Annotated in this window: 25 protein-coding genes; 9 read left to right on the forward strand and 16 right to left on the reverse strand. The window is 70.0% G+C overall.

The features are described 5' to 3' along the window. Positions 1-13: 13 nt before the first annotated feature. From BZB76_RS10065 to BZB76_RS10095, 7 genes are all read right to left on the reverse strand, one after another. On the reverse strand, positions 14-610 hold the full coding sequence (locus BZB76_RS10065; RefSeq protein WP_121434014.1) for an MFS transporter: 597 nt from the start codon (positions 608-610) through the stop codon (positions 14-16). A 496-nt stretch (positions 611-1,106) separates the two neighbouring features. Beyond that, positions 1,107-2,048 (reverse strand): SpoIID/LytB domain-containing protein, encoded by a 942-nt coding sequence (locus tag BZB76_RS10070; RefSeq protein WP_147449397.1) that lies wholly within the window; start codon positions 2,046-2,048, stop codon positions 1,107-1,109. A gap of 33 nt (positions 2,049-2,081) precedes the next feature. Further along, the gene (locus tag BZB76_RS10075; protein ID WP_121434016.1) at positions 2,082-2,969 is read right to left on the reverse strand and encodes a peptidase inhibitor family I36 protein; all 888 of its coding nucleotides are present in this window, start codon (positions 2,967-2,969) and stop codon (positions 2,082-2,084) included. A gap of 71 nt (positions 2,970-3,040) precedes the next feature. Continuing rightward, complete coding sequence (locus tag BZB76_RS10080; protein WP_121434017.1) at positions 3,041-3,883, reverse strand: peptidoglycan-binding protein; 843 nt, start codon at positions 3,881-3,883, stop codon at positions 3,041-3,043. A 163-nt stretch (positions 3,884-4,046) separates the two neighbouring features. Continuing rightward, entirely contained in the window at positions 4,047-4,457 is a 411-nt protein-coding gene (locus tag BZB76_RS10085) for a hypothetical protein (protein ID WP_147449398.1), read from the reverse strand. 114 nt (positions 4,458-4,571) lie between these two features. Beyond that, entirely contained in the window at positions 4,572-5,462 is an 891-nt protein-coding gene (locus BZB76_RS10090) for an NBR1-Ig-like domain-containing protein (protein ID WP_121434609.1), read from the reverse strand. Between the two features lie 315 nt (positions 5,463-5,777). Beyond that, on the reverse strand, positions 5,778-6,431 hold the full coding sequence (locus BZB76_RS10095; RefSeq protein ID WP_121434019.1) for a hypothetical protein: 654 nt from the start codon (positions 6,429-6,431) through the stop codon (positions 5,778-5,780). A 200-nt stretch (positions 6,432-6,631) separates the two neighbouring features. On the opposite strand from BZB76_RS10095, the gene BZB76_RS10100 reads away from it, so the two are divergent. Together BZB76_RS10100 and BZB76_RS10105 are read left to right on the forward strand one after the other, a co-directional pair. Beyond that, entirely contained in the window at positions 6,632-8,755 is a 2,124-nt protein-coding gene (locus BZB76_RS10100; protein ID WP_121434020.1) for a sensor histidine kinase, read from the forward strand. Next, positions 8,752-9,399, forward strand: coding sequence for a response regulator transcription factor (locus BZB76_RS10105; protein ID WP_121434021.1), 648 nt, complete (start codon positions 8,752-8,754; stop codon positions 9,397-9,399). The genes BZB76_RS10100 and BZB76_RS10105 overlap by 4 nt, the downstream gene beginning before the upstream one ends. 22 nt (positions 9,400-9,421) lie before the next feature. Here the strand turns inward: BZB76_RS10105 and BZB76_RS10110 are convergent, their stop codons facing one another. Together BZB76_RS10110 and BZB76_RS10115 are read right to left on the reverse strand one after the other, a co-directional pair. Then, complete coding sequence (locus BZB76_RS10110; RefSeq protein ID WP_246006859.1) at positions 9,422-11,182, reverse strand: DEDDh family exonuclease; 1,761 nt, start codon at positions 11,180-11,182, stop codon at positions 9,422-9,424. Between the two features lie 127 nt (positions 11,183-11,309). Beyond that, on the reverse strand, positions 11,310-11,735 hold the full coding sequence (locus BZB76_RS10115; protein WP_121434023.1) for a VOC family protein: 426 nt from the start codon (positions 11,733-11,735) through the stop codon (positions 11,310-11,312). 103 nt (positions 11,736-11,838) lie between these two features. Here BZB76_RS10115 and BZB76_RS10120 point away from each other — a divergent pair, with 103 nt between their 5' ends. Next, positions 11,839-12,819 (forward strand): helix-turn-helix transcriptional regulator, encoded by a 981-nt coding sequence (locus tag BZB76_RS10120; protein WP_121434610.1) that lies wholly within the window; start codon positions 11,839-11,841, stop codon positions 12,817-12,819. 87 nt (positions 12,820-12,906) lie between these two features. Continuing rightward, entirely contained in the window at positions 12,907-13,311 is a 405-nt protein-coding gene (locus BZB76_RS10125) for a DUF3052 domain-containing protein (RefSeq protein ID WP_121434024.1), read from the forward strand. A gap of 6 nt (positions 13,312-13,317) precedes the next feature. Here BZB76_RS10125 and BZB76_RS10130 read toward each other — a convergent pair whose 3' ends face one another. The 4 genes from BZB76_RS10130 to BZB76_RS10145 form a co-directional block, all read right to left on the reverse strand. After that, entirely contained in the window at positions 13,318-14,100 is a 783-nt protein-coding gene (locus BZB76_RS10130; RefSeq protein WP_121434025.1) for a sulfite exporter TauE/SafE family protein, read from the reverse strand. Between the two features lie 12 nt (positions 14,101-14,112). After that, on the reverse strand, positions 14,113-14,694 hold the full coding sequence (locus BZB76_RS10135; protein ID WP_121434026.1) for a rhodanese-like domain-containing protein: 582 nt from the start codon (positions 14,692-14,694) through the stop codon (positions 14,113-14,115). A gap of 19 nt (positions 14,695-14,713) precedes the next feature. Then, entirely contained in the window at positions 14,714-16,105 is a 1,392-nt protein-coding gene (locus BZB76_RS10140) for an MBL fold metallo-hydrolase (RefSeq protein ID WP_121434027.1), read from the reverse strand. A gap of 110 nt (positions 16,106-16,215) precedes the next feature. Beyond that, complete coding sequence (locus BZB76_RS10145; protein WP_420534777.1) at positions 16,216-16,479, reverse strand: metal-sensitive transcriptional regulator; 264 nt, start codon at positions 16,477-16,479, stop codon at positions 16,216-16,218. Between the two features lie 196 nt (positions 16,480-16,675). Here BZB76_RS10145 and BZB76_RS36350 point away from each other — a divergent pair, with 196 nt between their 5' ends. The 3 genes from BZB76_RS36350 to BZB76_RS10155 are packed head-to-tail and all read left to right on the forward strand — an operon-like array spanning position 16,676 to position 19,042. Further along, complete coding sequence (locus tag BZB76_RS36350) at positions 16,676-16,801, forward strand: hypothetical protein (RefSeq protein ID WP_281273861.1); 126 nt, start codon at positions 16,676-16,678, stop codon at positions 16,799-16,801. After that, positions 16,801-18,129 (forward strand): MBL fold metallo-hydrolase, encoded by a 1,329-nt coding sequence (locus BZB76_RS10150; RefSeq protein WP_170180569.1) that lies wholly within the window; start codon positions 16,801-16,803, stop codon positions 18,127-18,129. Before BZB76_RS36350 ends, BZB76_RS10150 begins: the two co-directional genes overlap by 1 nt. 19 nt (positions 18,130-18,148) lie before the next feature. Continuing rightward, a complete protein-coding gene (locus BZB76_RS10155; protein WP_121434028.1) occupies positions 18,149-19,042 on the forward strand; it encodes an alpha/beta hydrolase in 894 nt (297 codons plus the stop codon). Positions 19,043-19,158: 116 nt separating this feature from the next. Here BZB76_RS10155 and BZB76_RS10160 read toward each other — a convergent pair whose 3' ends face one another. Next, positions 19,159-20,400 (reverse strand): barstar family protein, encoded by a 1,242-nt coding sequence (locus BZB76_RS10160; RefSeq protein ID WP_121434612.1) that lies wholly within the window; start codon positions 20,398-20,400, stop codon positions 19,159-19,161. Positions 20,401-20,465: 65 nt separating this feature from the next. Further along, positions 20,466-20,912, reverse strand: a complete 447-nt coding sequence (locus BZB76_RS34195; RefSeq protein ID WP_147449399.1) for a hypothetical protein — start codon at positions 20,910-20,912, stop codon at positions 20,466-20,468. 589 nt (positions 20,913-21,501) lie between these two features. Between BZB76_RS34195 and BZB76_RS10165 the strand changes: the two genes are divergently transcribed. Both BZB76_RS10165 and BZB76_RS10170 read left to right on the forward strand, forming a co-directional pair. Further along, positions 21,502-21,990 (forward strand): GyrI-like domain-containing protein, encoded by a 489-nt coding sequence (locus tag BZB76_RS10165; RefSeq protein ID WP_121434029.1) that lies wholly within the window; start codon positions 21,502-21,504, stop codon positions 21,988-21,990. 725 nt (positions 21,991-22,715) lie between these two features. Beyond that, positions 22,716-23,339, forward strand: coding sequence for a hypothetical protein (locus BZB76_RS10170; RefSeq protein ID WP_147449400.1), 624 nt, complete (start codon positions 22,716-22,718; stop codon positions 23,337-23,339). 333 nt (positions 23,340-23,672) lie between these two features. On the opposite strand, the gene BZB76_RS10175 is transcribed toward BZB76_RS10170, so the two are convergent. Then, a complete protein-coding gene (locus BZB76_RS10175; RefSeq protein ID WP_211342929.1) occupies positions 23,673-24,224 on the reverse strand; it encodes a hypothetical protein in 552 nt (183 codons plus the stop codon). Positions 24,225-24,397: the final 173 nt, after the last annotated feature.

Below are 24,397 nucleotides of genomic sequence, written 5' to 3' on the forward strand. Positions count from 1 at the left end.
GAAGGCCCCGGTGTCAGCCGTGAGCGGCCATGCTCCCCGGAGGACCGCGCCTGACCATGGCGTAGCGGAGGATGACGGCGTCCACCGGCGCCTGGAGCCGGCGTCGCGCCCGTATCGGACGGGCCGGGCCGTACACGGGCGCCGGCCGCAGCCGGGCGAACGCCCGCAGCGTCCAGCGGGCCAGCCGGCGCACCAGCGCGCACAGCCTGGCCTCGCCGCACTCCAGCCACCACGAGGTGACCAGCACCGCGACGGCGTGCATGAGCAGCATGGCGAGCCCGCCCGAGCCGTCGTGCGGCTCGGGCATCGGCATCGACATCGCCGTGGACGCCTCGGCGGCGGGCACGGCCGCCGAATGGCCCGTGCCGGACTGCGACAGCGCGAAGTGCAGGACCGCCTGGGCCGCGGCGACCGTGGGCAGGATCGTCGCGATCGTCCTCTCCCGGCGGGTGGCCACGAGCGCCAGCGCGAGCATCACCAGGAAACCGATGCCGACCGCCGACCGGTCAAGCCGTCCACCGGCCGCGACATGGCTGCCGGCCGCCAACACGGCACACGCGGCGGCGAAGCTCGCCGCCCGCACCCACCGCACCGGCGACCACAGATCCATAGGTTCATGATCTTTCCACAGCCGCCTCCCGAGCCGTCTATCGAACGAGTGACCACCAATGACATTTCCCGACAAAACAGACAGAAGGGTCTCGATGTCACCCCAAGGTCGGGCTCATGGTCCGGGGTAGTGCCGCTCGGGCAGGCCGCCGCCCTAGCTCGCGCTTCCTCGGACATGCTCTGCGCGCTGTGCTTGCGGTCGTGTACCGGATGCCGTCGCCGCTCTTCCCGGCGACGATCTTCCTGCTCGGGCTGACGTTCTTTCATGGTGCTCTCGGTGGGCCACTGGACGCCGTCCGACCGGCGGTGAGCGTGAAGATGAACCGGGCGGAATCTTCAACTCGGTCGGGCCGCGGGCCCCATGGCTGCTCGATTACGCGGCTTGACCTGAGCCAGGGCGGCCGGAGCGGGGGTTCCACGCGGAGAAGGGGGTCCAGGGCGGCGGTCGCGGTGTGAGCGCGCCGGTCCTGGACCCCTTCGGGTGGACGGTCTCCGGGTCAGGGTCGGAGAGCGATGTTCCAGTAGTAATGCTTCAGGATCTGGGAGTGGTTCCAGCCCGCCCTGGCCTTGTCACGGGAGCCTTCCTGGGACATCCAGTTCCCGTCCCGCCAGTCGGGGCACGCCGTCGGTCTCTGGCAGTACTGGGCCTGGAAGATCTTGCCGCCACGGGTCATGCGAGCGCTCCACGTCGCGTCGACCGCGGCGCTCGTCGACCGCTTCGCGGAGCCGGGCCTGTACACCTGGCTCCACACGTCGTCGTAGACGTCGAAGCAGGCGCCCCACGACGTCCTGCGCGTCGAGTGCAGAGCCCAGTGCCAGCCGTAGCTCTTGACGGCCACCGCCCCGGCCCGCAGGGACTCGTCCGGCCAGCTCGGGATCCACTCGTTGGGCAGGACGTTCTTGACGTAGTCCTTGAAGTCCACCCGCTTCACTCGCTTCTGGGACCTCATGTACACGAGGATCGTCGAGGGCGGCTTGGAGTGGGTGGCGTCCGTCTTGCAACCAAGATCCAGCAGGCTGTGTGAGGCGTTCTGGTTCTTCAGGCTGCGGTTCAGGTTGGCCTTGGCGTCCTTGTTGAAGTCTTGGTGGGCGCCGCGGTTGTTGCTGTTGTAGTGGACCCGGACGGTTTTGCCGGTGCGGTTCCAGATGGAGGCGGCGTTGTTCTTGACGCACTTGCCCTTGCCGGTGCCGGGTCCCTTGAAGTCGTAGCAGGAGGGTTGCTTGTCGCCGTAGTTGGCGACCGAGTTATTGAAGTCCGAGATCGAGCCCTTGTTGTTGCTGTTGTAGTAGTAGCAGAACTCGCCCTCCTCGCACTTCCCGTTACGGGCCTCCGCCGCCGAGGCGGGTGCCGCGGTGACGGTGAGCATCGTCCCGCCGAGAACCAGTGCGGTGGTGACCGCGCTGAGCCGTGAGGTCAACCGTAAAGTTCGCGTGGACATGGTCGTCCTCCTTTCTGTGAAGAGTCGCGAGTGTTAGCGGACGTTGTAGCCCTGGCTGCTCCAGAACGCGTTCGGTTTCGGGTTTTCCAGCCGTCCATCGCTGCTCGGGGACGCGTGCGTGTGCGATCCGGGGCGCATCTCGACGTGGGTGTGCGCGCCCGAGCTGTACGAGATTCCGCGCCATGCCTCGTCGGCGATGACCTGTCCCTTGCTGATCGACTGGCCGACGCGCAGGGAATTGCGCGGATCGGTGTGCAGATAAACGATCGTCCTCCGCAGATCGGAGTTGTAGATCGCGATCGTGGACAGCCCCGAGGACCCGTTGTAGCCCTCCTTGACGCGCGTGATCCTGCCTGGCAGCAGGGCATGGACGTCCGAGCCGTTGCCGCGGGCGAAGTCGATGCCCTCGTGCCGGCCGGACCTGCCGTGGTAACCGTCGAAGGGGCAGGTGAGCCGTCCGCCGCTGTTCATGTAGAGCGCGTACGACATGTTCACGCGGTTCGTCGGCGCGAACTCGTGTGAGGCGTTCTGGTTCTTCAGCCTGGGGCTCAGGTTGGCCTTGGCGTCCTTGTTGAAGTCTTGGTGGGCGCCGCGGTTGTTGCTGTTGTAGTGGACCCGGACGGTTTTGCCGGTGCGGTTCCAGATGGAGGCGGCGTTGTTCTTGACGCACTTGCCTTTTCCGGTGCCGGGTCCTTTGAAGTCGTAGCAGGAGGGTTGCTTGTCGCCGTAGTTGGCGACCGAGTTATTGAAGTCCGAGATCGAGCCCTTGTTATTGCTGTTGTAGTAGTAGCAGAACTCGCCCTCCTCGCACTTCCCGTTACGGGCCTCCGCCGCCGACGCGGGCGCGACGGTCGCGACCGCCGTTCCGCCGATCGCCGCCGCGGCCGTCGCCACGGTGAGGAGCTTGGTGAATGTGCCCATGATGTTTCTCCTTTTCTCTGTCGAGCCGTTCTCCGGCTCTTCTTTCGCGGGTGTCTGAGGTTCCGGTTTAGTCAGTGGCGCCGGTACTCCTCCCAGGTGCGGACGGTCACCTTCGGGCCGTCGTCCGGTCCGCGGTCGGCGAGCCCGTTCCGGCCGAGGTGGTAGTCGCCGACCTGGTGCTGGGCCTGGGCGGACAGATCGGTGTCGCTGATGGCCGCGGCGTGGATGTGCCACGGCCAGTCGCCCTGCCGGGGGCTGCGCACCCAGGCCGCGAAACCGACGCGACGCAGCGCGCGGGCCGCCTTGACGCGGGCGGCCGGGCTCATCCCGCGCACCGAGATGTCGACGACACCGCCGCCGTCGTGGGTGCCCGCGGACGACGGGTCGCCGCCGGGGTCGTAGGAGCCCTGGTCCAGCACGAGATCGCGGCCGAGCAGCCGCTCCGCCTCGGTCAGCATGCGGCGGGTGCGGGTGTTGACGACGTGACCGTCCATCGACACCCGGGAACCCGGGGCGATGGCGCGGACGACCTTGAACCGGCCCTTTCCGAGTTCGGTGAGCGAAGCCCTGCCCGGTAGGCCGTTGGCGGCCCGTCCGGTGTGACCGAGCGACTTCTGGTACTTCGCGTAGGCGGTGGTCGTGCTCGTTCCGAAATGCCCGTCCACCCACTTCTCGCCGAGCAGCCCGCGGTCGCGCAGCGCCCGTTCGACGAGGAGCACGGCGGTCTTGGCGCCCGGAGTCGGCGTGGAGTCCGGCCGCCGCGGGTCGATCTGGGCGGCCTTGACGACGAGTTCCATGTCCACGCTCGGCAGGGCCCGGCCGGCGGCCCGCGCCGGCGGTGCGGTGGACAGTCCCGTCAGTGCGGTGAGCAGGGCGGACGCCGCGAGGGCGGCGGCGCATAAGGGCAGCTTCACAGGTCCTCCTGGTGGGGATCGCGCCGCGCGCATGGCACGGCGGAGTGGGCCGTCACGGTTCGCTCACGTGCGGCGGTCGGAAAGGTGTGGTGTCGTCAGCCCGCTCGGCGGGCGCGCCTCCGGCTCCGGGGCGGTCCGGCCGCCGAAGGCGCGGTCGAGCCCGTCAGCAGACCCTGGTGGAGTAGGCGTTGGGCCCGTCCGGGATCCAGCCGACCGCCCGGGTGCAGTGCCTCAGCGTGTCGGTCCCGAGCGACCAGATCTCCTTGGTCCCGATCCGGCACTGAAGGCCCTCGAGCGAACGGTCGGTGTCGTCGGCGATCGCCACGCAGGCATTCCAGGTCCGGTGGGAATTGCGGTAGCCGGCCCATACGTAGAGATAAGCCCAGTTCTTTCCGCAGCCACTGAACTGCTTCACGGAGGCGAAGGTCTGCCCGTCGTGACGAATATGGGCGGTCAAGCCGATCTGAACCTTGTTGCCGCAGCCGAGCGCGGTCTCTGCATGCGCGGTCGGCGGAATCGCGACGATCGCCGGTACGGCCATGAAAGCGACCAGCGTCCCCCTGGCGAGTTTCATCGAAGCCCCCTTGTGTGCCGTCCGCCGAGTGCGGACAGGGACCACCATGCCGGGGGCCGCACGTTGTCAGGTACCCCGTGTGACAGGTTCTGACATGCTCTTACACGGCCGGACTTAGCGGGCGACGTTGACCACGAAATACACGGGACGCGCACCGGGAAGAAGTTGCCTCCCCTGACCGTCGACCATCTTCCAGCCGACCCAGCATGACCCCGGACTGGTCGGTGCGGTGACCCCGACACTGACCCGAACGCGACCGCCGGGGGCGGTATCGGGAATGGGAACCTTCGCCGGAGTCGAACAGGTTCCGTTATCTGCGGGCAGGAGGGCGCGCGCCAAAAAGCGTCCGCGCCAGGGGACGGTGCCCGCATTGGCGAGTTCCCAGGTTTTGATGAAATGCTGCCCGGTTTTCACCACGGTGCCGTCGGGAATCGTCACATCGCCGATGAAGACGCTTCGGTCGCCGGCGAACAGCGGGCCGGACGGCGGTGACTGCTGCACGAGCTTGGTGCCGCTCTCCCGCGCCGGCCGTTCCTTGTCGTCCGCCAGCAGGACCGCGCCGAGGCCCGCACCGCCGAGCGCTGCGCAGCCCACGACGACCGCGATGATCCGGCGGCGGCGCCTGCGCCGGGGGACGGGCACGGGATATGGCTCCGTCCAAGCCGATCCGTCCTCGTTCTCCTTCACGTTCGGCGACTCGTCCCGGCCCGCGGCCGGCTCCTCGGACGGCCCGGCATCCGAGCCCAGCGCGGCGCACCAGTGTTCCCGCCACTCCTCGACATCGCCTCCGCACGCCTCGACGAAGGCCTGTGTCGTCGTCCAGCTCGGAAATCTCGTCCCCTTGGCCGCCTCGTGCAGGGTCGCGTGGCTGACCGACCGGGACGTGGCCGCCATGACCCGGAACGAGGGGTTCCCCGCCTCCGCGCGCAGGCGCCGGAGCCGCTCGGCGAAACGGTCCCGTGCCTCCCGACCCGCGGCGAAGGAGGGCACGCCAGAGTCGCTCATGGTCCACATCACCAACCCCGTCGGCAGTTCCAAACGTGGCCAATCTAGCCGAGGATGGGCGGGATGGTAATACGATCCGAACCATTCAGTAAGCAGAAGAGTTTCAGTCGGATGATCAGTTCATCCGAACGTTCCATTTCACGTGGACCGTCCGAAATTCGAAAATGCCATGATCCCTTTTCGGAATTCTCGCCGCTGTGGAGGGGCCGGCCGCCGGTGGGTTCGGGGCCCCCGCTCCCGTCGAGGGACCGTCCATGGACGGACGGCCCTCGAGTCAACCCACCGGCGGGCTCAGCCACCCCTCGACCCGCCCGATCAGGACACGGGCGCGGCGGGTACGGGGGGTGCGGCCGGCAGGACGATGCGGGGAGTCACGGCGAGCCGTAGGCCGAGGACGCCGTAGGAGATGCCGAGCCAGGCCGCGCCCGGGTAGGTGCCGCCCTCGTCCCCGAGCGCGGCCTGCCCCGCGCCCGCGACGACCAGCCACAGCCCGCACAGCAGGACCTGCCAGCGCAGCACTCCCCGGAAGCGGCCCACTTTGGCGACGGCGATGCCGATGACGAGCATGCCGAGCATCGACAGCGGCCAGCAGATGTCGAAGGGGATCACCCAGGCGGGGGTGTCCTCGGGGTAGGCGACGATGAGCGGGCACCAGATCATCGCCGGCACGAGCAGCACCAGCTCCACGATGGGGATGTAACGGCCCTTGCGGCTCCCGGTGGCGTTGGTGGACAGCACCAGCACGACCAGCGACGCCACGCCCAGCAGGAACGCCAGGCTGCCCCAGATCTCGACGGGGACGACGTCGTCCTGGAGGTCGTCCCCGGCGATGAGCAGCCCGGTGATCCAGGCGGTGGTGCCGGCGACGAGCGCGGCGCCGGTGAGCCGGGTGCGGATCAGCAGCCCCCCGGGCCCGGGGTCGGACGGGTCGTGCGGATAGACGGAGCTTGGCCGGATGTGCACGGTCATTCGTTTCTCTCCCGTGACGGGGCGGTGCAGGGGCGCGCCGCCGGTGACCCTGACGCTCCGTCCCCGATGTCCCGGGCGCCCAGTGACAGGGACGGCGCGAGCGACCCCCGCAGCCCCCCGATTCACCAGTGACCCCTGTCCTGGCCTGCAAGGACGCCGGACCCAGGTGATCGGGACGCCGTGCGGGTCAAGCTGGCCTGATGAGGAGCGCTCACCCGGCGCCTCGGGGCGAGCGGCTCCTGAGGCCGGCCGCCGTCGCGATCGCCGTGCTGTGCGCCGCGGCGACCGCCGCGACCGTCTGGCTCGACGCCCTGCTGGCGGGCGCCGGCACGCCGCCGGACCCGCTGAACTGGGCGCACTGGGGGTCGGCGGGCTCGGGGTTTCCGGTGGCGGTCGCGGGCGGCGTCCTCGCGACGCGGCTGCCACGGCATCCGCTGACCTGGCTCATGCTGGCGGGCGGGTCCATCGCGGTCCTGGACGGCGTCGCCGCGGCGTACGCGTCGCTGTCGGTGCTGGAGCATGACGGCGACCTGCCGCTGACGGCGTTCGCGGTCTACGCGGGCGGCCGCTTCGGCCCCATGATCAACATGATCGTGCCGCTGACCCTGATGTTCTTCCCGGACGGGCGGCTGCCCTCGCGGCGCTGGCGCTGGCCGGTCGCGGCGGCGATCACCGCGCAGTTCGTCGGGGTCATGGCACTGCTGATGGTGCCGTGGGACGTGTTCTCGCAGGGCGAGCCGCTCGCGCCGGGCCTGCGGGACGTCCCGCTGGACCCGCTGACGCCCCCGCTCCCCGCCGGGCTCTGGCCGGTGTCCGGGTGGATGTTCTACGCGGGCTTCCTCACCTCCTTCGGGGTGTCGATCGCCGCGTTCACGGTGCGGTTCCGCCGGTCGGACCCGGTGCGGCGGGCGCAACTGCGGTGGATGCTGCTGGCGCTGATCGTCAATGTCGTCGCGTTCGCCTCGGGCATGGTGCTGACCGAGGTGCTCTCGCCGTCGCTGAACTGGTGGATCGGCGACATCTCCCTCATCCTCATGCACGCGGCGATCGCGGTGGCGGTGCTGGTCGCGGTCGCCCGGTACCGGCTCTACGACGTCGACCTGCTCCTCGGCTGGACGCTCCTGTACGCCGGACTGGCCGCGGTCGTCATCGGGATCGACGTGGCGGTGTTCGTCCTCGCGGGGACGTTCATCGACGAGCCGCTCGCCGCGGTGACGGGCGCGGGCGTGGTCGCCGTCCTGTACGCGCCGCTGCGACTGCGCCTGCAGCGCTGGGTGAACCGGGTGCTGACGGGCCGCGCGGAACCCTACGACGTGGTGTCGGCACTGGCCCGCCGGCTAGAACGTTCCATGGGCCCCGACGAGTTGTTGCTGGAGGTGGCGCGGGTGGTGGCGGAGTCCTTCCGGTCCCCGTACGTGCGGGTCGAGTTGGACCGCGCGGACGGCCGGACGGTCGTCGTGGAGCACGGAACGGCCCGGGACGACGTGGTCGTCCTGCCGTTCGGGTACCGTGGCGCGGCGATCGGACGGCTGGCGCTGGTACCGCGCACGGGCTCCCGGCTCCCGGCGTCCGACCAGCGCCTCCTCGCGGACGTGGTCCGCCAGGCGGCCGCCGCCGCGCGGGCGACCGCGCTGACCGAGGAACTCCAGCGCAGCAGGGAGCAACTGGTGACCGGGATCGCCGAGGAGCGGCGGCGGCTGCGCCGCGACCTGCACGACGGCCTGGGCCCGTCGCTGGCCGCGGCCGCCCTGAAGATCGAGGCGGCCCGCAACCTGGCACCGAAGGACGGCGCCGCCGCCGACGCGACCCTGGAGTCGGTCCGCGAGGACCTGTCGGTGGTGCTGTCGGACGTACGGCGTCTCGTGCACGATCTGCGGCCCCCGTCCCTGGACCAGTTCGGGCTGGCCGGGGCGGTCGAGCAGCTCATGGAGCGGTTCCAGGGGCGGTCGCTGCGGGTGCGGCTCCACTGTGCGGGCGAACTCGCGGCGCTCCCGGCGGCGGCCGAGGAGGCGGCGTACCGGATCGTGGCGGAGGCGCTCGCGAACGTGTCGCGGCACGCGGAGGCGACACGCTGCGACGTCCGGCTGGAGGCGTGCGAGGACGCGCTGGAGGTGGAGGTCGCCGACGACGGGCGCGGCGTCCCACCGGGAGCGCTCGTCGGCGTCGGGCTGGTCGGGATGCGGGAGCGGGCCGAGGAACTCGGCGGGCGGTGCGCGGTGTCGGCCCGGCCCGGCGGCGGGACGCTCGTCCGCGCCGTCCTGCCGTTCGGGCCGCGCGATGTCGCCGAGTCGGAGCCGCTGCCGCTGACCGGGAGCGCGCCGTGACACCGCGGGTGCTGCTCGCCGACGACCATCCGGTGTACCGGGACGGGCTGCGGCTCATGCTGGAGTCCACCGGCGAGGTTGAGATCGTCGGGACCGCGCCGGACGGGGCGACGGCCGTCGAGATGGCGGCCCGGCTGCGTCCGGACGTGGTGGTCATGGACCTCCAGATGCCGCGGCTCGGCGGCGTGGACGCCACCCGCCGGATCCTCGCGGCCCGTCCCGGGACGGGGGTGCTGGTGCTGACCATGCACGAGGACGACGAGAGCGTGTTCGCCGCGATGCTCGCCGGAGCCCGCGGGTACCTGGTGAAGGGCGCCGACCAGCACGAGATCCTGCGGGCGGTGTCCGCGGTGGCGGGCGGCGAGGTGATCTTCGGCCCGGCGCTGGCGGGCCGCGTGGCGGACTACTTCGCCCGGATCGCCGCCGCCCCCGCCGCCGACGAACCGTTCCCGCAGCTCACCGCCCGGGAACGGGACGTCCTCGAACTGGTCGCACTGGGCCTGCCGAACCCGGCGATCGCCGAGCGGCTCGGGTTGTCGCCCAAGACCGTCCGCAACAACGTCTCGAACGTGTTCGCCAAGCTCCAGGTGGCCGACCGCGCGGAGGCGATCCTCCGCGCCCGCGACGCCGGCCTCGGCCGCTGACCCCGCCCCGGCGCGGCGCCGTTCAGTCGTCGACGTCGACGCCGTAACCGCGGGCCAGCTCGTCCAGGCCGTGGTCGTACCCCTGGCCGACCACGCGCAGACGCCAGGACGGACCGCGCCGGTAGACCTCCGCGAGCAGCATCGTGCGCTCGGTGGTCGCGGCGTCGAGCGTCGCCTGCGCCAGGACCGCCTCGCTGCTGCCGGGCGCGACGGTGATCTCGATGGCGCCGGCCGTGCCGAAGGTCGTGGTCCCGTCGATGGCCGCGGCGATGACGACCTTGTGGACCGCCGAGGGAAGCGTCGCGGTGTCGACCGTCATCGACTGCTCGGCCGGACCGTCCGCGGACAGGGTGACGGCTCCGCCGGGCGCCTCGGGCGCGCCGTAGAACACGAAGTCCTCGTCACGGGACACCTGCCCGTCCTCGTCCAGGGCGAAGGCGACGAGGTCGATGTCGCAGGCCGCCCGGTGGGTCCAGGTGGCGGCGACGGTCCACCGCGCCGCGTGCGAGGTCGCGGGGAGATCGGTGGCGCCGCCCCGCGGCAGGACGACGACCGCGGCCGGCTTCGACCGTGCCGCGCCGTCGCCGAACGCCTGCGCCGGGGACGGCTTCTTCAGCCAGGGCTCCTCGTGCACGGGCAGTTCGAGGGAGCGGACGCGGCCCATGCGCCGGTCGCGCTCCCCGCCGGGGAGGACGACGACGTCGGTGACGCTGGCGGACAGGTTGACGGCGGCGGCGCCGCCGAGTTCGACGACGCGTGCGCGGGTGGCCGCGGCATGGGGATGGGTGCCGCCGAGGACGAGCACCCGCCGTCCCGTCAACGGGCCGCGCTCGGGACGCGGCCTCGCGGGGGCGGGGCGTGACGGACTCTGCGCGCCCGTCGAGACACCGTGCGGGACGCCGGGACGCACGTCCTGCAGCAGACGCAGGAAGGTGGACTCGTCGATGAGCGTGACGCCCTCGGCCGCGGCACGCCTGCTCTTGGCGCTGGGCGAGTCCGGGTGGTTCGTCACCAGCGCGCTGGTGTGCCGGCTGACCGTGGACATCATGTTCAGCCCCGCCTCGGCCGCCCGCGCCGCCAGCTCGGCGCGCGGCGTCCCGGTGTCGCCGGTGATCGCGATCTTCATGCCCTGGACGAGCGGCGCGCCGGCGGTGAGCCGGCCGGGATTGCGGTAGGCGCACGGGACCTTGGGGACGCGCTCCGGGTGGTCGCCGACCCGGGCGGTCCGGCGGGGCGGGCACGGCACCAGCGGCAGGTCGAGGCCGAGGCGGGCCGCGGCGGCGAGCGACCCGTTCAGCACTCCGGCGAGGACGCGGGTGTCGTCGGCCGCGTCGTGCGCCTTGCGCTGGACGACGCCGTAGTGGGAGGCCAGCGTCCCGAGCCGCATGTCCGGGGTGGGAGGTGCCAGCCGACGGTTGAGCGCCAGGGTGCACAGCCGGCGGTCGACCGGCAGCGGCACCTCGGCACGGGCGAACTCGTGCGCCAGGAAGTCGTAGTCGAAGCGCGCGTTGTGGGCGACCATGACACGTCCGCTGAGCAGGGCGGCGATGTCCGGAGCGACCTCCTCGAACCGGGGAGCCCCCGCGAGCCGCTGCCGGGTGAGCCCATGAACATGGACGGGCCCGGGATCACAGCCGGGGTTCAGGAGCGACGAGAACCGGCCGGTCACCTGACCGTCCCGGCCGATCGCGAGTAATGCGACCGACAGCACCCGATGCTGTGAAGGCCGGAACCCGGAGGTCTCGACATCGACGACGGTCCAGTCCAGAGAGTAGTCCGACACGGATGGAATTTTTCCGGTCTGCCCTCACGGCCCGTGGTCGTACGGGCACGTTGGCCGCAGTCGGTCACTCTGACATCGAACGCCGCCTGACGGCCCATGAGGGCGTCAGGCGGCGGCGTTCGGGGCGCTATTTCTCGCCGGACGGCCGGAGCGTTTCGAGGATCTCCAGGTAGTGCGGGTTGTTCATGATGCCGAGGACGTTGCCGAACGGGTCGACCACCGAGGCGGTGACGAACCCTGCGTCGCCGTGGGCGGAGATCGGCTCGTGCTCCTTCGCGCCCAGCGACAGCAGCCGCTCGAACGTGCCGTCCAGGTCGTCCACGTGCCAGTACATGATCGCCCCACCCGGCTCGCCGGACGACGGGCGGTACCGGCCGTCGATCAGCCCGAACTCGTTCTGGTAGTCGCCGACGCGGAACTCGTAGTAGGCGGTGTTCCCGTCCGGGCCGGGGCGGGAGAAGTAGGGGTCCATCTCCAGCACGCGCGAGTACCAGTCCTTCGCGGCCTCCAGGTCGTCGGCCCAGAAGACGATCGTCGCGAATCCACGGAACATGTCGTTCTCCCCTCGTCCCGCCGGGGCGTTCCCGGCTGACGTCTCCGACGATAGGCGGCCATTAGGTCACTGAAAGTCCTAGAAGGGCGGCAGGATGAAGAACATGCGCGATCCGTCCGGACGGCTGCTGCGACTGCTGTCCCTCCTCCAGACCCCCCGGGAATGGCCGGGCTCGGAACTCGCCGAACGCCTCGGCGTCACGCCCCGGACCGTGCGCCGCGATGTCGAACGGCTCCGCGAGCTGGGCTATCCCGTCCATGCCGCGCGCGGCAACATCGGCGGCTACCGCCTCACCGCGGGCACGGCGATGCCACCGCTGCTGCTGGACGACGCGGAGGCCGTCGCCATCGCGGTCGGGCTGCGCACCGCCGCCGCGGGCGCCGTCGCCGGCATCGAGGACGCCGCCCCCCGCGCGCTGGCCAAGCTCGAACAGGTCCTGCCGGCCCGGCTGCGCCACCATGTCACCGCCATCGGCGAGGCGGCCGTCGCCCTGCCACCCCAGGTCGCCGGCCCGCCGCCCGCCGACCCCGAGACGCTGGCGCTGCTCGCCGCCGCCTGCACCGCCCGCGAGAAGGTCCGCTTCGCCTACACCTCCGCCGGCGGCGTCGACACGCGGCGGCTGGTGCAGCCGCACCGGCTCGTCACCGTCGGCCGCCGCTGGTACCTGGTCGCCCACGACGAGGACCGCGCCGACTGGCGCACCTTCCGTGTCGACCGCATCGCCGGCCCGCACCGCACCGGAGTCCGGGGGCCCGAACGGACCCTGCCCGGCGGCGTGGACGCCGCGGCCTGGGCGATGGACTCGCTGGCCGGCGGTTCCGGGACGATCCGCGCCCGGGTGCTCCTGCACGTCCCCGCCGACGAGGCCGCCGCGCACGTCACCGCCTGGCAGGGCGCCCTGGAGCCGGTGGACGACGCCACCTGCCTGCTGCACACCCACTCGGACTCCCTGCACTTCCTCGCCTACCGCATCACCCTGCTGCCCCTCGACTACACCCTGCTCGACCCGCCCGAACTGGCCGGCGCGCTGGCCGCCATGGCCGACCGAGCCAACCGCGCCATCAGCTCCTTCACGACCGGCTGACACCCCGCCGAAAGGGGGGACGAGCACCGTCCATGCCCTGGCTTTCGTGGGTGCTCCGGCACGTCGAGGCGGGGTTAGGGTGACGCCATGGCCTCTGGGTACTCGGGCACTCCGCTCGCCAGGAAGATCGGCATCAAGCCCGGCCATCGGGTACGTCTCACGCACCGTCCGGACGGCTGGACGATCCCCGACCTTCCCGAGGACAGCGCGGTCTCCGACGGCGGAACCGTGGACGCCGACGTCACCGTGGCCTTCTACCGGACGTTCGCCGACCTCGCCGCCGAGGGGCCCCGGCTCGTCCAGGACCTGGCGGACGCGTCCGCTCTCTGGATCGCCTGGCCCCGCCGTGCCGCCGGACACGACAGCGACATCACCGAGAACGGCCTGCGCGACCTCTTCCTCCCGACGGGCGTGGTCGACGTCAAGGTCGCCGCACTGGGCGAAGACTGGTCCGGACTCAAGTTCGTCCGCCGCAAAGAGAACCGCTCATGACCGCTTTCAGGTCGAAGCGGCCGGGCTGAGGGCGGCCTGGGCGGCGACGAAGGCCGCGACACCGAGCACCAGGTAGGCGAACCAGCGGCGGAGCCGGTCGGCGTCCAGGTACCGGGTCAGCCGAGCGGCGACCAGCGATCCCGTGATGGCGGCGGCGGTGAACGCGGCGATGACGCCGTAGTCCAGTGACGCGTCTCCGGCGTGGGCGCCGAATCCGGCGGCGGAGTTGACGATCACGATGATCAGGGAGGTGCCGATGGCGGTGGTCATGGGCAGGCCGAGGCCGACCACCAGCGCCGGGATGATGAGGAACCCGCCGCCGACCCCGAACAGGCCGGTCAGCACGCCCACCGTCGCACCCGCCCCGAGGGATCTGGGCAGGCAGCCGCGCCAGTTGACACCGCCGCCGGGCAGCGCGCACACCCCGCCCTCCAGCCGTCCGGACTCCGCCAGCATCCGCCACCCGGCCACGACCATGAGAGCGGCGAAGCCGAGCAGGACGGCCCGGCCCGGCAGGAGGCGGTTCAACGCGGCGCCGCCGAACGCCGCCGCGGCGCCCGCGCCGCCGAAGATCGCGGCGATCCGCCAGCGCACCTGCCCGGCGCGAACGCGCGGCAGGACGGCGGTGGCGGAGGAAATCCCCACGACGAGCAGGGAGGCCGGGACCGCCGAGGCCAGCGGCAGGCCGGCCCCGTACACGAGGGCGGGCACGGCCAGGATGGAGCCGCCGCCGCCCAGCAGCCCGAGCAGAACGCCGATGACGGCGCCGAGGGCGAGCGTGGTCAGCATGTCCCCGCTCCGCTACCGAGGTTCGGCCAGTGCGGTCAGGACGGTGCGGATGTCGGCCTTGGACCCGCGGCTGTAGGGCAGCTTGGCCAGTGCCATGCCCATGGCGCAGGTGTTCGTCAGCGCCGCGACGGTGAGCCCGGCGCCGAGTGCCGCGGCGAGCCATTTGGCCGGGTCGGCGACCGTGCTGGCCAGTACCGATCCCAGCACGAGGGAACCGGCGACCAGGCGGACCTGGCGTTCCAGGGCCCAGCGCGGACGCCCGGTCGCGACGGTCCCGCCGGCTGCCTGCCAGGCGGAGATTCCGCCGTGCAGGACGCGCGGGTTCGGCAGGTCCGCCGCCGCCAGCGCCTGCTCGGCCTGGGCGGCGCGCTGTCCGGAGTGGCAGATCAGCACGACCGGTTCGTCCAGGTGGGCGCGCAGTTCGGCCCGGTGCTCGCGCAGCAGATCCAGCGGGACGTTGTAGGAGCCGGGAATGTGAGCGCTTTCGAATTCCCCGGGGGTGCGCACGTCGATCAAGCGGGGCGCGTCACCCGCGTCCAAGAGCCGCCGCAGGGTCGCGGCGTCCAGGGTGACAGGAAGGGGCGGGGGCGTCATCAGGTCTCCTGTACGGGTTTCAGTGCTCGGTGATGGGCAGGCCCGCCTCAGCGGCGTCGTCGAAGGAGTCATCGATGTGCACCACCCGGCGTCCGGCCCGCTGGAGCAGGCTGCTCGCGGCGGCGGCCCGGTAGCCGGAGCCGCAGTGCACCCAGACGGTTCCGGGCGGCACCTCGTCCAGGCGGTGTGGCAGCTCGGGGAGCGGGACATGGGTCGCGCCGTCGATGTGTCCGGCGCGCCACTCGTTGCGCAGCCGCACGTCAAGGACGACGTCCGGTGCGGGCAGATGACCGGGGACGCGCCCGGCGCGTGCGGCGGCCAGGTCGGTGAACGACGCGACGGCCAACCCGCCCAGGCGGGTCGTGTCGCCCCCGGCCCACTCCTGCGGGGCGCCGCTCGCGGTGGCGGCCGGGCGGTCGATGCCGATGCGCGCCAGTTCCCGCTGCGCGGCCGCCACCTGCTCGCGGCTGTCGCCCAGCAGCGTGAGCGGCGCGCCCCACTCGATCATCCAGCCGAGCCAGGTCGACATCGGGCCGTCCAGGCCGAAGCTCAGCGTCCCGGCCAGGTGCCGCCGCGCGAACGCCTTGCGGGAGCGCAGGTCCACGACCCACTCGCCCGCGGCGATGCGCTCGCGTAGTTCGGTGGCGTCCGCGGCGCGCGCCGGGGTGAGGTCGACCGGGTCCGCGGCCGTGGTGTTGCGGACGCCCATGTGCGCGTAGTACGCGGGGTAGGCGTCCAGCCCTTCGAGGGTCTGCGCGACGAAGTCGTCGGCCTCCAGCCGCAACGCCGGGTTGGACCGCTTCTCCTGGCCGATGGTCGAGGCCGCGACGTCGGACCGGCCCGCCGAGCAGAAGCTTCCGAAGCCGTGCGTGGGCCAGACGTGCGCGCCGTCCGGCAGGAGGTCGGCCAGCCGGCGCGCCGACGTGTGCTGCTCGTAGGCCAGGGGACGGGCGTGCTCCTCTCCGACCAGGTCGGTACGGCCCGTGGTGCCGAACAGCAGCGACCCGCCGGTGAACACCCCGACCGGCCCGTCCGGGCCCGAGACGATGTAGGACAGGTGGTCGAAGGTGTGGCCCGGCGTGGCGACCGCGCGGAGGCGCATCGTCTCCGACACGGCGATCTCGTCGCCGCCGGCCACGGCCGCGCGGTCGAAGGCGACGTCGTCACCGGCGGCGACCAGGTAGACGGCGCCGGTCAACCGGGCCAGCGCCAGACCGCCGGAGACGTAGTCGTTGTGCAGGTGGGTCTCGGCCACGTGCGTGATGCGGACGCCCAGCCGTCCGGCCAGGGTCAGGAAGCGGTCGATGTCGCGCTGTGGATCGACCACCAGGGCGACCTGCCCGTCATGGGCCAGATAGCTGCGGTCGCCCAAGGACGAGGTCTCCACTACCTCGATGCGGATCGCGGGCATGTTTCCCCCCTCTTCACGTCGTCCTGAAATCCCCGGTACCCACCGAAATCTCCTATACCCCGGGGGGTATACGCGAGGCACACGACCGCCACGGTTTCGGTGGCGGAACGTCAGGAGAGCGCCAGGAACAGCTTCTCCAGGCGCTCGGCGCTGATCGGTGGCTTTTCGCCACGCTCGGCCGCCGCCTGGCAGTGCCGCAGCCCGGTAGAGATGATCTTGAATCCGGCCCGGTCGATCGCCTTGGACACCGCCGCCAACTGGATCAGCACCTGCTCGCAGTCCTCGGCATTCTCGATCATCGAGATCACTCCGCCCAGCTGGCCATGAGCCCGCCGGAGTCGGGTGAGCGCGTCGGCCAGGACGGTCGCGTCCATCTCCAGGTTCTCCTGCACCCTGCACCTCCGACTCCCGAATATACCCCCTGGGGTATCCGTTCCCATATGAGAGCCGTCACGCCGGCGTCGATCGTGTCGCGTCCGGTCGGCCGGGCCGCGCAAGGCGTCTCCATAGCCGATGGTTATAACAGCAGGTATTGGACGTGTTCGAACCTCGGACCCCAGGATGGGGCGCATGAGCGACACTGCCGATCGTCTCGCGATCATCGAGGCCTGCACCCGGATGGCATGGCATGCCGACCAGCGTGAGCGGGACCGGTCGGGCGAGGTGTTCGCGAATTCGGTCACCCTGGACTCTTGATGAACCAGAGATTGCGGCGCCTTCTCGCCGCAGGCTCCGCCGCCGCATGCGCGATCGCGCCGGTGGCGGGCTGTTCCAGCGACGACAAGAAGCCGGAACCGGGACGGAGCACTGCTGCCGGACATCCCGGAACGGGCCGTTTCGCCTCGTCCAATCCCGGCTCGGTCAACACCTACTGGATCAGTGCGCCGGACGGGCTGATCCTCATCGACACCCTGCGCACCCCGACCGACGCCCGCAAGGCCGTGGCAGAGATCAAGAAGACCGGCGAACCGGTGGCCGCGATTTTGCTCACCCACTCCCATCCCGACCATGTCGGCGGCGCGGGCGCCTTCCGCGAGGCGTTCCCCAAGGCCCCGATCTACGCGTCCAAGGCGACCGACACGACGATGCGGGAGGACAAGCGAGGTTTCTATCCCCTCGCCCGTTCGGCCAACCCGGCCTTCCCCGCGAAGCCCATCTACGCCGACCGTGTCTTCGAGGACGGCGCACCGTTGCAGATCGCGGGACTCCGCCTGGAGACCGCCGGATTCGCGCACGGTGAGTCCGACACCGCGACCGTCTACCACCGTCCCGACACCGGCGACCTGTTCTCCGGCGACCTGGCGACCGGCAAGGTCACCCCCGCACTGATCGAGGGGACCAGTTGCGGTTGGCTCCAGGTCCTCGACCGGCTCGGCTGGCGCTTCCCCGGCGCCAAGACCATGTACCCCGGACACGGCGCCACGGGTCCGGCCCGCGCGTTGATCGAAGAGCAACGCCGGTATCTGCGGGCGTTCCGCGGCCTGGTCCGTCCAGCCGTCGCCCCGAACTCGCCCGAGGGCAGGACGGTCGGCACCGGCGAGCAGAAGTCGATCATCGCCGAACTCGACCGGGCCTACCCGGGCCACCCGCCGGTCGCGGACCTCCCGACCATCGTGCAGGAGAACATCAAGGCCGTCGCGCGGGAACTCGCCGCCGAGGACCCCGCGAAGACACCCGCCGCCTGTGCGGACCGCCCCGCGCAAGGGTTGCTCCCGCCGGTGAGCGCCTACGTCAACGCGGTCAACGGCCGGAACCTCGACGCGTTGGCGGGCGCGTTCGCCACGGACGCCGAGCTCATCGACGTCGGACGGCGCTTCACCGGCCGCGCCGCCATCCGCGCCTGGGCCGAGGCCGAGGTCATCGGCGGTCGCCTGACCGTCATCAGGGTCGCCGAGAACCGCCCCGGCCACCAACGCCTCCTGGTGCGCTTCGCCCCCGGCGGACAAGGGGGCTTCGAGGCCTACTACGCCTTCACCGTGGACGGATCGTCCATCACCAGAGCCGAACTGACCTACGCGAACTGATCGAAGGAGCCGAACGTTCATGACCTCCAGGAAGAAGGTCGAGTTCCCCGCCGACGGTGTCACGCTGACCGGCAACCTGTTCCTGCCGGACGGCGCCGACCCGGCGCCGGGCATCGCCGTGGCGGGCACCTGGACGAGCGTCAAGGAACTGATGGCCGACCGGTACGCCGAACGGCTCGCCGACCGCGGGTTCGCCGCACTGTCCTTCGACTTCACCGGCTACGGCGAATCCGAAGGCGAGCCGCGCGACTACGAGTCGCCGGAGCTGAAGGTCCGCGACATCGAGCACGCGGTGACCTTCCTCGCCGGACATTCCGCCGTGGACGCCACCCGTCTCGGCGCCCTCGGCGTCTGCGCGGCCGCGATGTACATGAGCGGGAATGCCGTCCGCGACCCCCGCATCCGGTCGCTGGCACTCGTCGCGCCGTGGCTGCACGACCCCACGATCTGCCGGGACGCGTACGGCGGAGAAGAGGGTGTCGCGGCCAAACTCGCCGAGGCCGAGCGGGCGCGCGAGCAGTACGAGAAGACCGGCGTGGTCGAGTACGTGCCGGTCGTCAGCGGTTCCGACCCCCGCGCCGCGATGCCGTTCGACATCGACTTCTACCTGAACCCCGACCGCGGCGGCCTGCCGCAGTGGCCCAACCGCTTCGCGGTGATGGCCTGGGAGGGCTGGCTCCGCTACGACTCGATCTCCCTGGCGCCGCGCCTCACCCAGCCCGTCCTGCTCGTCCACAGCGAGGACGCCGCCATCCCCGACGGCGCCAAGCGCTTCCACGCCGCACTGGCCGGCCCCAAGGAGTTCGTCTGGACGGAGGGCGACCAGTTCGACTTCTACGACCAGGAACCACAGGTCACAACGGCGACGGACGCCGCGGCGGCCCACTTCACCCGCACGCTGTCCGCCGACTAGCCTGACGCGTCCGGACGACGTTCCGCCGCACACCGAACACCGGGCACGCGCACCTGGACGCCGGCGCTGTCCGGTTTCGGGGCGGTCGGCGTGATGGACGCCCCGCGGTAGACGTGTCAACGAAGGTCGACGGTGATATCCGCGTCGGTGAGGAACTCGAGGATGTCCCGCAGAGTGGTCCTGGGATGCCAGCCGCGGATGTCGTAGGACGGGCGGTCGTAACCCGGGACGAGGTGGCGGCGCGCCACGTCGGAGTGGTGCCAGCGCAGACGGAACGGAGGGGTCGCACCCCACTCGCCGCGCAGGCATTCACCAAGCCCTTGCGGATCCCAGCCGAAGTAGCCGCCGGGTCCGTTGACGGCCTCGCCGAGGGCGCAGTAGAAGCCTTCGAGGTCGGTGACGTAGCGGCCGTCCAGGTCGTAGGTGCGTCCCGGCGGCCGGTCCGGCTGGTCGTGGAGATGGTGACTCACCGCCGCCCGGCACCATTCGTTGCGCAGCGCCCGGTCGTAGCCGGACCACAGGTTCGGCCGGGTGGGACGGCCCTCGTGCCAGAGATCCCAGATCTCTCGGGCGCCGTGCGGAAGGGGATCGGCGAACCCGCTGTCCAAGTCGATGTCGACCAGTCCGACGCCCAGGGGGCTGGGACGCGTCCCGGTCACGGTCACCGAGAGCATGTGACTCGTGGAGACGACGTTCCCACCCCGGTCCACAGCGTGGATCATCGCCCGGAAATGGCTGCGCCGGGCTGATCTCCGTTCCAGCATGTCCTGCAGCGGAGGTGCGGGACGGCAACCGACGAGCGTCACCGGCCGGATGGGCGGACGAGCACGTTCCCGGAAGATCCCATCGGTCCTGTGACAGCGTCCCAGAGCACTTCCGTCCGTGTCGGAGAGCACGAACGCCTGCGCGGCCGGTGGCCGCGCGGGAGGCCAGTGGTCCTCGGGCAGTATTCGCAGATACCCGCGCAGGTCGATATCCATGAGCCCGGACCCGGCCGGCGAGGGGCGTTGGCCGATGACCGTGACGTCGCACAACTCTTCCATGCACGAGCAACCATGCGAATAGCGTTGGCAGCCGCGCGGGAGCGGCCGCTCCGGATCGTGTACCGGATCCAGAATGATGCTCGCCAGCCATGCCTGATCGGTTCCGATGAGGGATAGGACGTCCCGCAAGGTCCCCGCCGGCTCGCAGCCGATCAGCGTGTACAACTCCGCGACCGGAGCCGGCGCGGGCTCAACGAACAAACCGTCGATGTCGACGCACAACGCCAGAGATCTCTCTTGAGCGCTCTCCTCGTCACGTTCGTCGTCGACCAGCAGCCACCTCGGCGCGACGGGCTGCTCGACCCACTCCGACATGATCACGCCGCCAAGGCTAACCGCCGAGCCGCTCGCGCTTCCGGGCCTTCCTCACATGCGGCAGGTCACCGGCTCCACAGCGGCGGATCCGGCTGCGGGTTGACGCCTTCGCGAAGTGACTCTCGGGTGATTCGCCAGCGGACACCTCCACACGGCTGTGGCGGCCCGAGCGTTGCCGCGCGACCGTCGGCGGTCTGGGCGAACAGGTAGTTTCCCTCTCTGGGAATTCGATAACGACGTTTACAGTCATCTCCACCATCGACCGGCCGTTCTGCTCCGGGGGCGATCTCCAAGGGCATGGCGGTAGTTCGAAATCCCGTGGTCGCGTCGTAATGAGCGATGCGCACCGGACTACGGGTCTCATTTATTATGGTGACGTTCGTGTCAGGGAAGGCGTCCTCCTCTCTCCCCACCGGAAACATGGCGTAAAAGAATACAATAATGGCCAAGGCTGTAACAGAAAATAAAATGATCGATAATACGCACCCTATATCCTTCAGTGTTTGATACATGACTTTCCCTGCATGCCGGGTGACCAGGCCCCCGGAGGTCGCGTGTCATGGGTCCCCGTCGGGGGTCTTCGTCCGTCTGGTTTCGCACGAACTCTAGCGTTCCGCTCCGAAAACGGTCAGCCAGTCGGTCACGGTAATGGAATAGGGGTGGGCGTTCCTCAGACGAGCCCGATCCCGAAGTCGCGCCTGGGAGTGCACCGGTGCGGGGACCCATACAGCGTCCGCGTAATTCCAAAAATCTCGATCATCAACAGCGTGCGTGGCAGTGGCGATGGCCAGCCGCACCGCTGAAGAGAATTCCTCCTCGGGGCAGACTCGGAGCCTCCCGCATAGGGTTTCGGTCCGCGGAGGTGAACCGGGCGGCCGACGTCGACGGTCCGCGGGGGCTGCTGCATGTGGTCACCGACTGCCCGGCCCCTACCCGAAGGTCCACAGAGCGTCGGCGGGGTGAAGTCCGCAGGCGCGCGTCGGTGACGGCCGCATCGCCGGCCCACCCCACGCCGTCCCAAAAAACCCATTACGTCCCTGCCGACGGTCGGAAATCGACTGCGACCGATGAGTTTGCGGGACTGGGACGGTCAGTCCGTCCATGACGACAGAACCCAAGATCGAGGAACGGGCCGCGCAGCCGTACGTGGCGATCAGACGCCGGGTCACCATGCAGGCCATCGGCGAGATCGCCGACCGCATCCCGGAACTCTTCGGCTGGCTCGGCGCGCACGGGATCGCCCCGGCCGGAGCGCCCTTCCTCAAGTACAACGCGTTCGCCGCGGATGGCGAGATGGAGATCGAGGCGGGAGTTCCCGTCCTGACGCCGATCGAGCCCGACGGCGAGGTCCTCGCGGGAACACTGCCCGCCGGGCGATACGCGACCGTCACCTACATCGGCCACCCCGACGGGCTGCTGAAGCGCACCACCGAGTTGCTCGACTGGGCCAAGGCCGAACAGTTGACCTGGGACGTCACCAACGACCGCTGGGCCTGTCGCCTCGAAATCTACGAAACCGACCCCACCCGAGAACCCGACCTCACCAAGTGGGAGACCGAACTCGCCTTCAAACTCGCCGACCACTCCTAGCAAACCCGCCCCGCGACCACAGAGTCTGGGAGACGCCCCCATGGGCCTAATGGTTGTCCCCAGGCCAACTCCACGAAGCAGGAGTAGCGCGAGCGTGCAGCCCTTGGGCTGAGGGCCCGTCCGAACGATTGCGTCTCATCCGGGCCATCGGGCCGATATCGAGTTCCGGTGGCCCGTGGGCCGCATGCCGTGCAGGCGCTTGAACGCCACGCTCAAGGCGTATCCGTAGGAATAGCCGACCATTCAGACGATGGTGTCCACCGTGTGGCCGGCGCCGGAGCAGGTCCGCGGCCAGGGCGATCCTCCAACTCACCAAATAGGCCATCGGCGGCTCACCGACCAGCGCGATGAACCGCCGGGCGAGTACCGCCCGTGAGACCCCACCCTGACCGCCGGGTCCGCCATCGTCCCACCGGATCGTCCAGCGCACGGCACCATCCCGGAGCGTAGCCATCCGGGCGTCGAGCCGGCTACGCAGTGCCGACACCAACATCAGGTTCGCCCGCCGTTTTCCTCGTAGGTACCGCCCCATGTTCAGCACCAGGGGTCCAGTGATGCCCCCGTCACGATCAAAGATCGTGCGGGGATTACCTCCCGGGCACGCCGGAGCACCTCACCGCGCCCGCTCCTGCCGGTCATGCCGGTGACCAGTAGGAATCTGGCGGTAAATCGTTGAAGTTTGGCAGTTTCCCGGCTGTGCTCGGCGACTCATTGTGGCAATAATCGTGTTCACCGAAACGCGCGGTGCGCGTATTACCGGGACGGGGACCCTGATGAAACGTCGTATGTTCACGCTGCTCAGTGCCACCGGATTTCTCATGCTCGGGGCGCTGCCCGCCCATGCCGGATCACCTTCTCCGGCTCCGAGTAAAGAGCCGCAGGTATCGGCGTTCGCTTCGGTGGACGCTACGGATCTGCAGCGGAAGATCGATCGGCACATCGCCAAGTACAGCGGCAGGCAGAAGGGCAAGAACCAGATCGAATGGGCTGGCGGCAAGGTCGTCATGACCTTCCCCCTGCCGCAGAAGACCGATGACGTGTCCGCCTACGCTCGAATCCACTGCAGGTACGGATACTACTGCGTTTACGAGCACGCCCTTTGGGACCGTGAAGGCGGCGCGATGATCAACTTCTACGACTACGGTAAGTACAACCTGGAGCACTACGGCTGGTCCCGCCGGGCCAGCGCGCTTGAGAACAACCAGTCGGGCGCGGCCATAGGGGCGCTGACCGACGAGTATGACTCCACCGGGCGGTATCTGATCCACTGGTCGAACGCCTGGTACAAGGCCGATGCGCTGGCCGACTGGAGAAACGATAAGGCGACTTCGGTGACGCTGACGTCCTGAGCTGAGAAACTGCCGGGCCTCGCTGCTCGATGGGGTCGCTGACCCCGCCGGGCAGGATCGGGTCTGGGAGGAACTCATGGACGGAGCCCTGGAGGGCTAGAGCCTGCCCACACTTGGCACGCGCCCACCGTCATACGCGTCCCGTAGTGCACCCGATGCCACACGGCGGATGAACGAAATCGGCCGGTTTCCGCAGGCCAAGCGCGGAAACCGGCCGATCGTTCAGCGGTGCCCCCTGCAAAATTCGTACTTGCGCACCCGGCTCCGGGAGCCGCTGACCTGTTGTTGAGGGCTCTGAGGCCCTTGAACTGTCCCGATCTTCCTACTTCAAAATCACCTATCGTCTTTGTTCCGCGTTTGCTCCGGATCTTGATCAGTGTGCTGGTCATCCGTCTCGGTAGTGCGTGCCATCCTCCCGATCTCGAACGCTCGGGCACGCTCGCCTGTGTTCTCCGAGATTTGTTTGGCCAGGCACGCTCGGTGAGAGATGAACGTGCCGCTTCCTGGGCCGTCGTTGCTTCGAACGTCCAGGACAAGGCCGTCGCCTCCCGGGCTCAACGTGGCCTTCTCGCCGCAGAAGTCGCACGGCCAGGCGAAGCTCTCCAGGTCCGCGGATCGTATGCTGAGCCGGATCCAGGCAGGTGGGTGCAACCGACGAACCTGTTGAACCACGGCGTCAATCTCTGCGCCGACCGGATAAAGATTCAGCAATTCGTCACGACTGGTCGGAGTCCTACGAAACTGCTCCATCATGTCGATTGAGGCACCAAGATCTTCGTGCCCGATCAGCTTGACCATCACGCCCCATGGCTGATGACTGACTACCTCGGCTCGGACTCGCTCACCGGGGATGAGGGCAAGACTCGCGGTCTCAAAACGCTGCACGGCCGACATCATCTCAATACACAGGCTCCCGCTGCCTCGCCGTCCACCGACCGCCATAGACGCGCCGACCAGTCCGAAGGGCGCTCCCGCGCGAACGGAGCGCAACCCCGAGACGGACCGTCCCGCGCGCGAGGGCCCTCCCGGGCCCGGAGAACCACGGGGTTCCCAGTCGC

The sequence above is a fragment of the Actinomadura pelletieri DSM 43383 genome, assembly GCF_003634705.1.
In the GTDB taxonomy this organism is placed as follows: Bacteria; Actinomycetota; Actinomycetes; order Streptosporangiales; family Streptosporangiaceae; genus Spirillospora; species Spirillospora pelletieri.

Bases quoted from the DNA above. Each gene is read 5' to 3' on its own strand.
- BZB76_RS10125 (WP_121434024.1), top strand. From the start codon at position 12,907: ATGGCCTCTGGGTACTCGGGCACTCCGCTCGCCAGGAAGATCGGCATC.
- BZB76_RS10095 (WP_121434019.1), bottom strand. From the start codon at position 6,431: ATGACCGTGCACATCCGGCCAAGCTCCGTCTATCCGCACGACCCGTCC.
- BZB76_RS36350 (WP_281273861.1), top strand. From the start codon at position 16,676: ATGAGCGACACTGCCGATCGTCTCGCGATCATCGAGGCCTGCACCCGG.
- BZB76_RS10145 (WP_420534777.1), bottom strand. From the start codon at position 16,479: ATGGACGCGACCGTCCTGGCCGACGCGCTCACCCGACTCCGGCGGGCT.
- BZB76_RS10130 (WP_121434025.1), bottom strand. From the start codon at position 14,100: ATGCTGACCACGCTCGCCCTCGGCGCCGTCATCGGCGTTCTGCTCGGG.
- BZB76_RS10075 (WP_121434016.1), bottom strand. From the start codon at position 2,969: ATGGGCACATTCACCAAGCTCCTCACCGTGGCGACGGCCGCGGCGGCG.
- BZB76_RS10150 (WP_170180569.1), top strand. From the start codon at position 16,801: ATGAACCAGAGATTGCGGCGCCTTCTCGCCGCAGGCTCCGCCGCCGCA.
- BZB76_RS10070 (WP_147449397.1), bottom strand. From the start codon at position 2,048: ATGTCCACGCGAACTTTACGGTTGACCTCACGGCTCAGCGCGGTCACC.
- BZB76_RS10115 (WP_121434023.1), bottom strand. From the start codon at position 11,735: ATGTTCCGTGGATTCGCGACGATCGTCTTCTGGGCCGACGACCTGGAG.
- BZB76_RS10135 (WP_121434026.1), bottom strand. From the start codon at position 14,694: ATGACGCCCCCGCCCCTTCCTGTCACCCTGGACGCCGCGACCCTGCGG.
- BZB76_RS10120 (WP_121434610.1), top strand. From the start codon at position 11,839: ATGCGCGATCCGTCCGGACGGCTGCTGCGACTGCTGTCCCTCCTCCAG.
- BZB76_RS10160 (WP_121434612.1), bottom strand. From the start codon at position 20,400: ATGTCGGAGTGGGTCGAGCAGCCCGTCGCGCCGAGGTGGCTGCTGGTC.
- BZB76_RS10085 (WP_147449398.1), bottom strand. From the start codon at position 4,457: ATGAAACTCGCCAGGGGGACGCTGGTCGCTTTCATGGCCGTACCGGCG.
- BZB76_RS10100 (WP_121434020.1), top strand. From the start codon at position 6,632: ATGAGGAGCGCTCACCCGGCGCCTCGGGGCGAGCGGCTCCTGAGGCCG.
- BZB76_RS10140 (WP_121434027.1), bottom strand. From the start codon at position 16,105: ATGCCCGCGATCCGCATCGAGGTAGTGGAGACCTCGTCCTTGGGCGAC.
- BZB76_RS34195 (WP_147449399.1), bottom strand. From the start codon at position 20,912: ATGTATCAAACACTGAAGGATATAGGGTGCGTATTATCGATCATTTTA.
- BZB76_RS10065 (WP_121434014.1), bottom strand. From the start codon at position 610: ATGGATCTGTGGTCGCCGGTGCGGTGGGTGCGGGCGGCGAGCTTCGCC.
- BZB76_RS10090 (WP_121434609.1), bottom strand. From the start codon at position 5,462: ATGAGCGACTCTGGCGTGCCCTCCTTCGCCGCGGGTCGGGAGGCACGG.
- BZB76_RS10165 (WP_121434029.1), top strand. From the start codon at position 21,502: ATGACGACAGAACCCAAGATCGAGGAACGGGCCGCGCAGCCGTACGTG.
- BZB76_RS10155 (WP_121434028.1), top strand. From the start codon at position 18,149: ATGACCTCCAGGAAGAAGGTCGAGTTCCCCGCCGACGGTGTCACGCTG.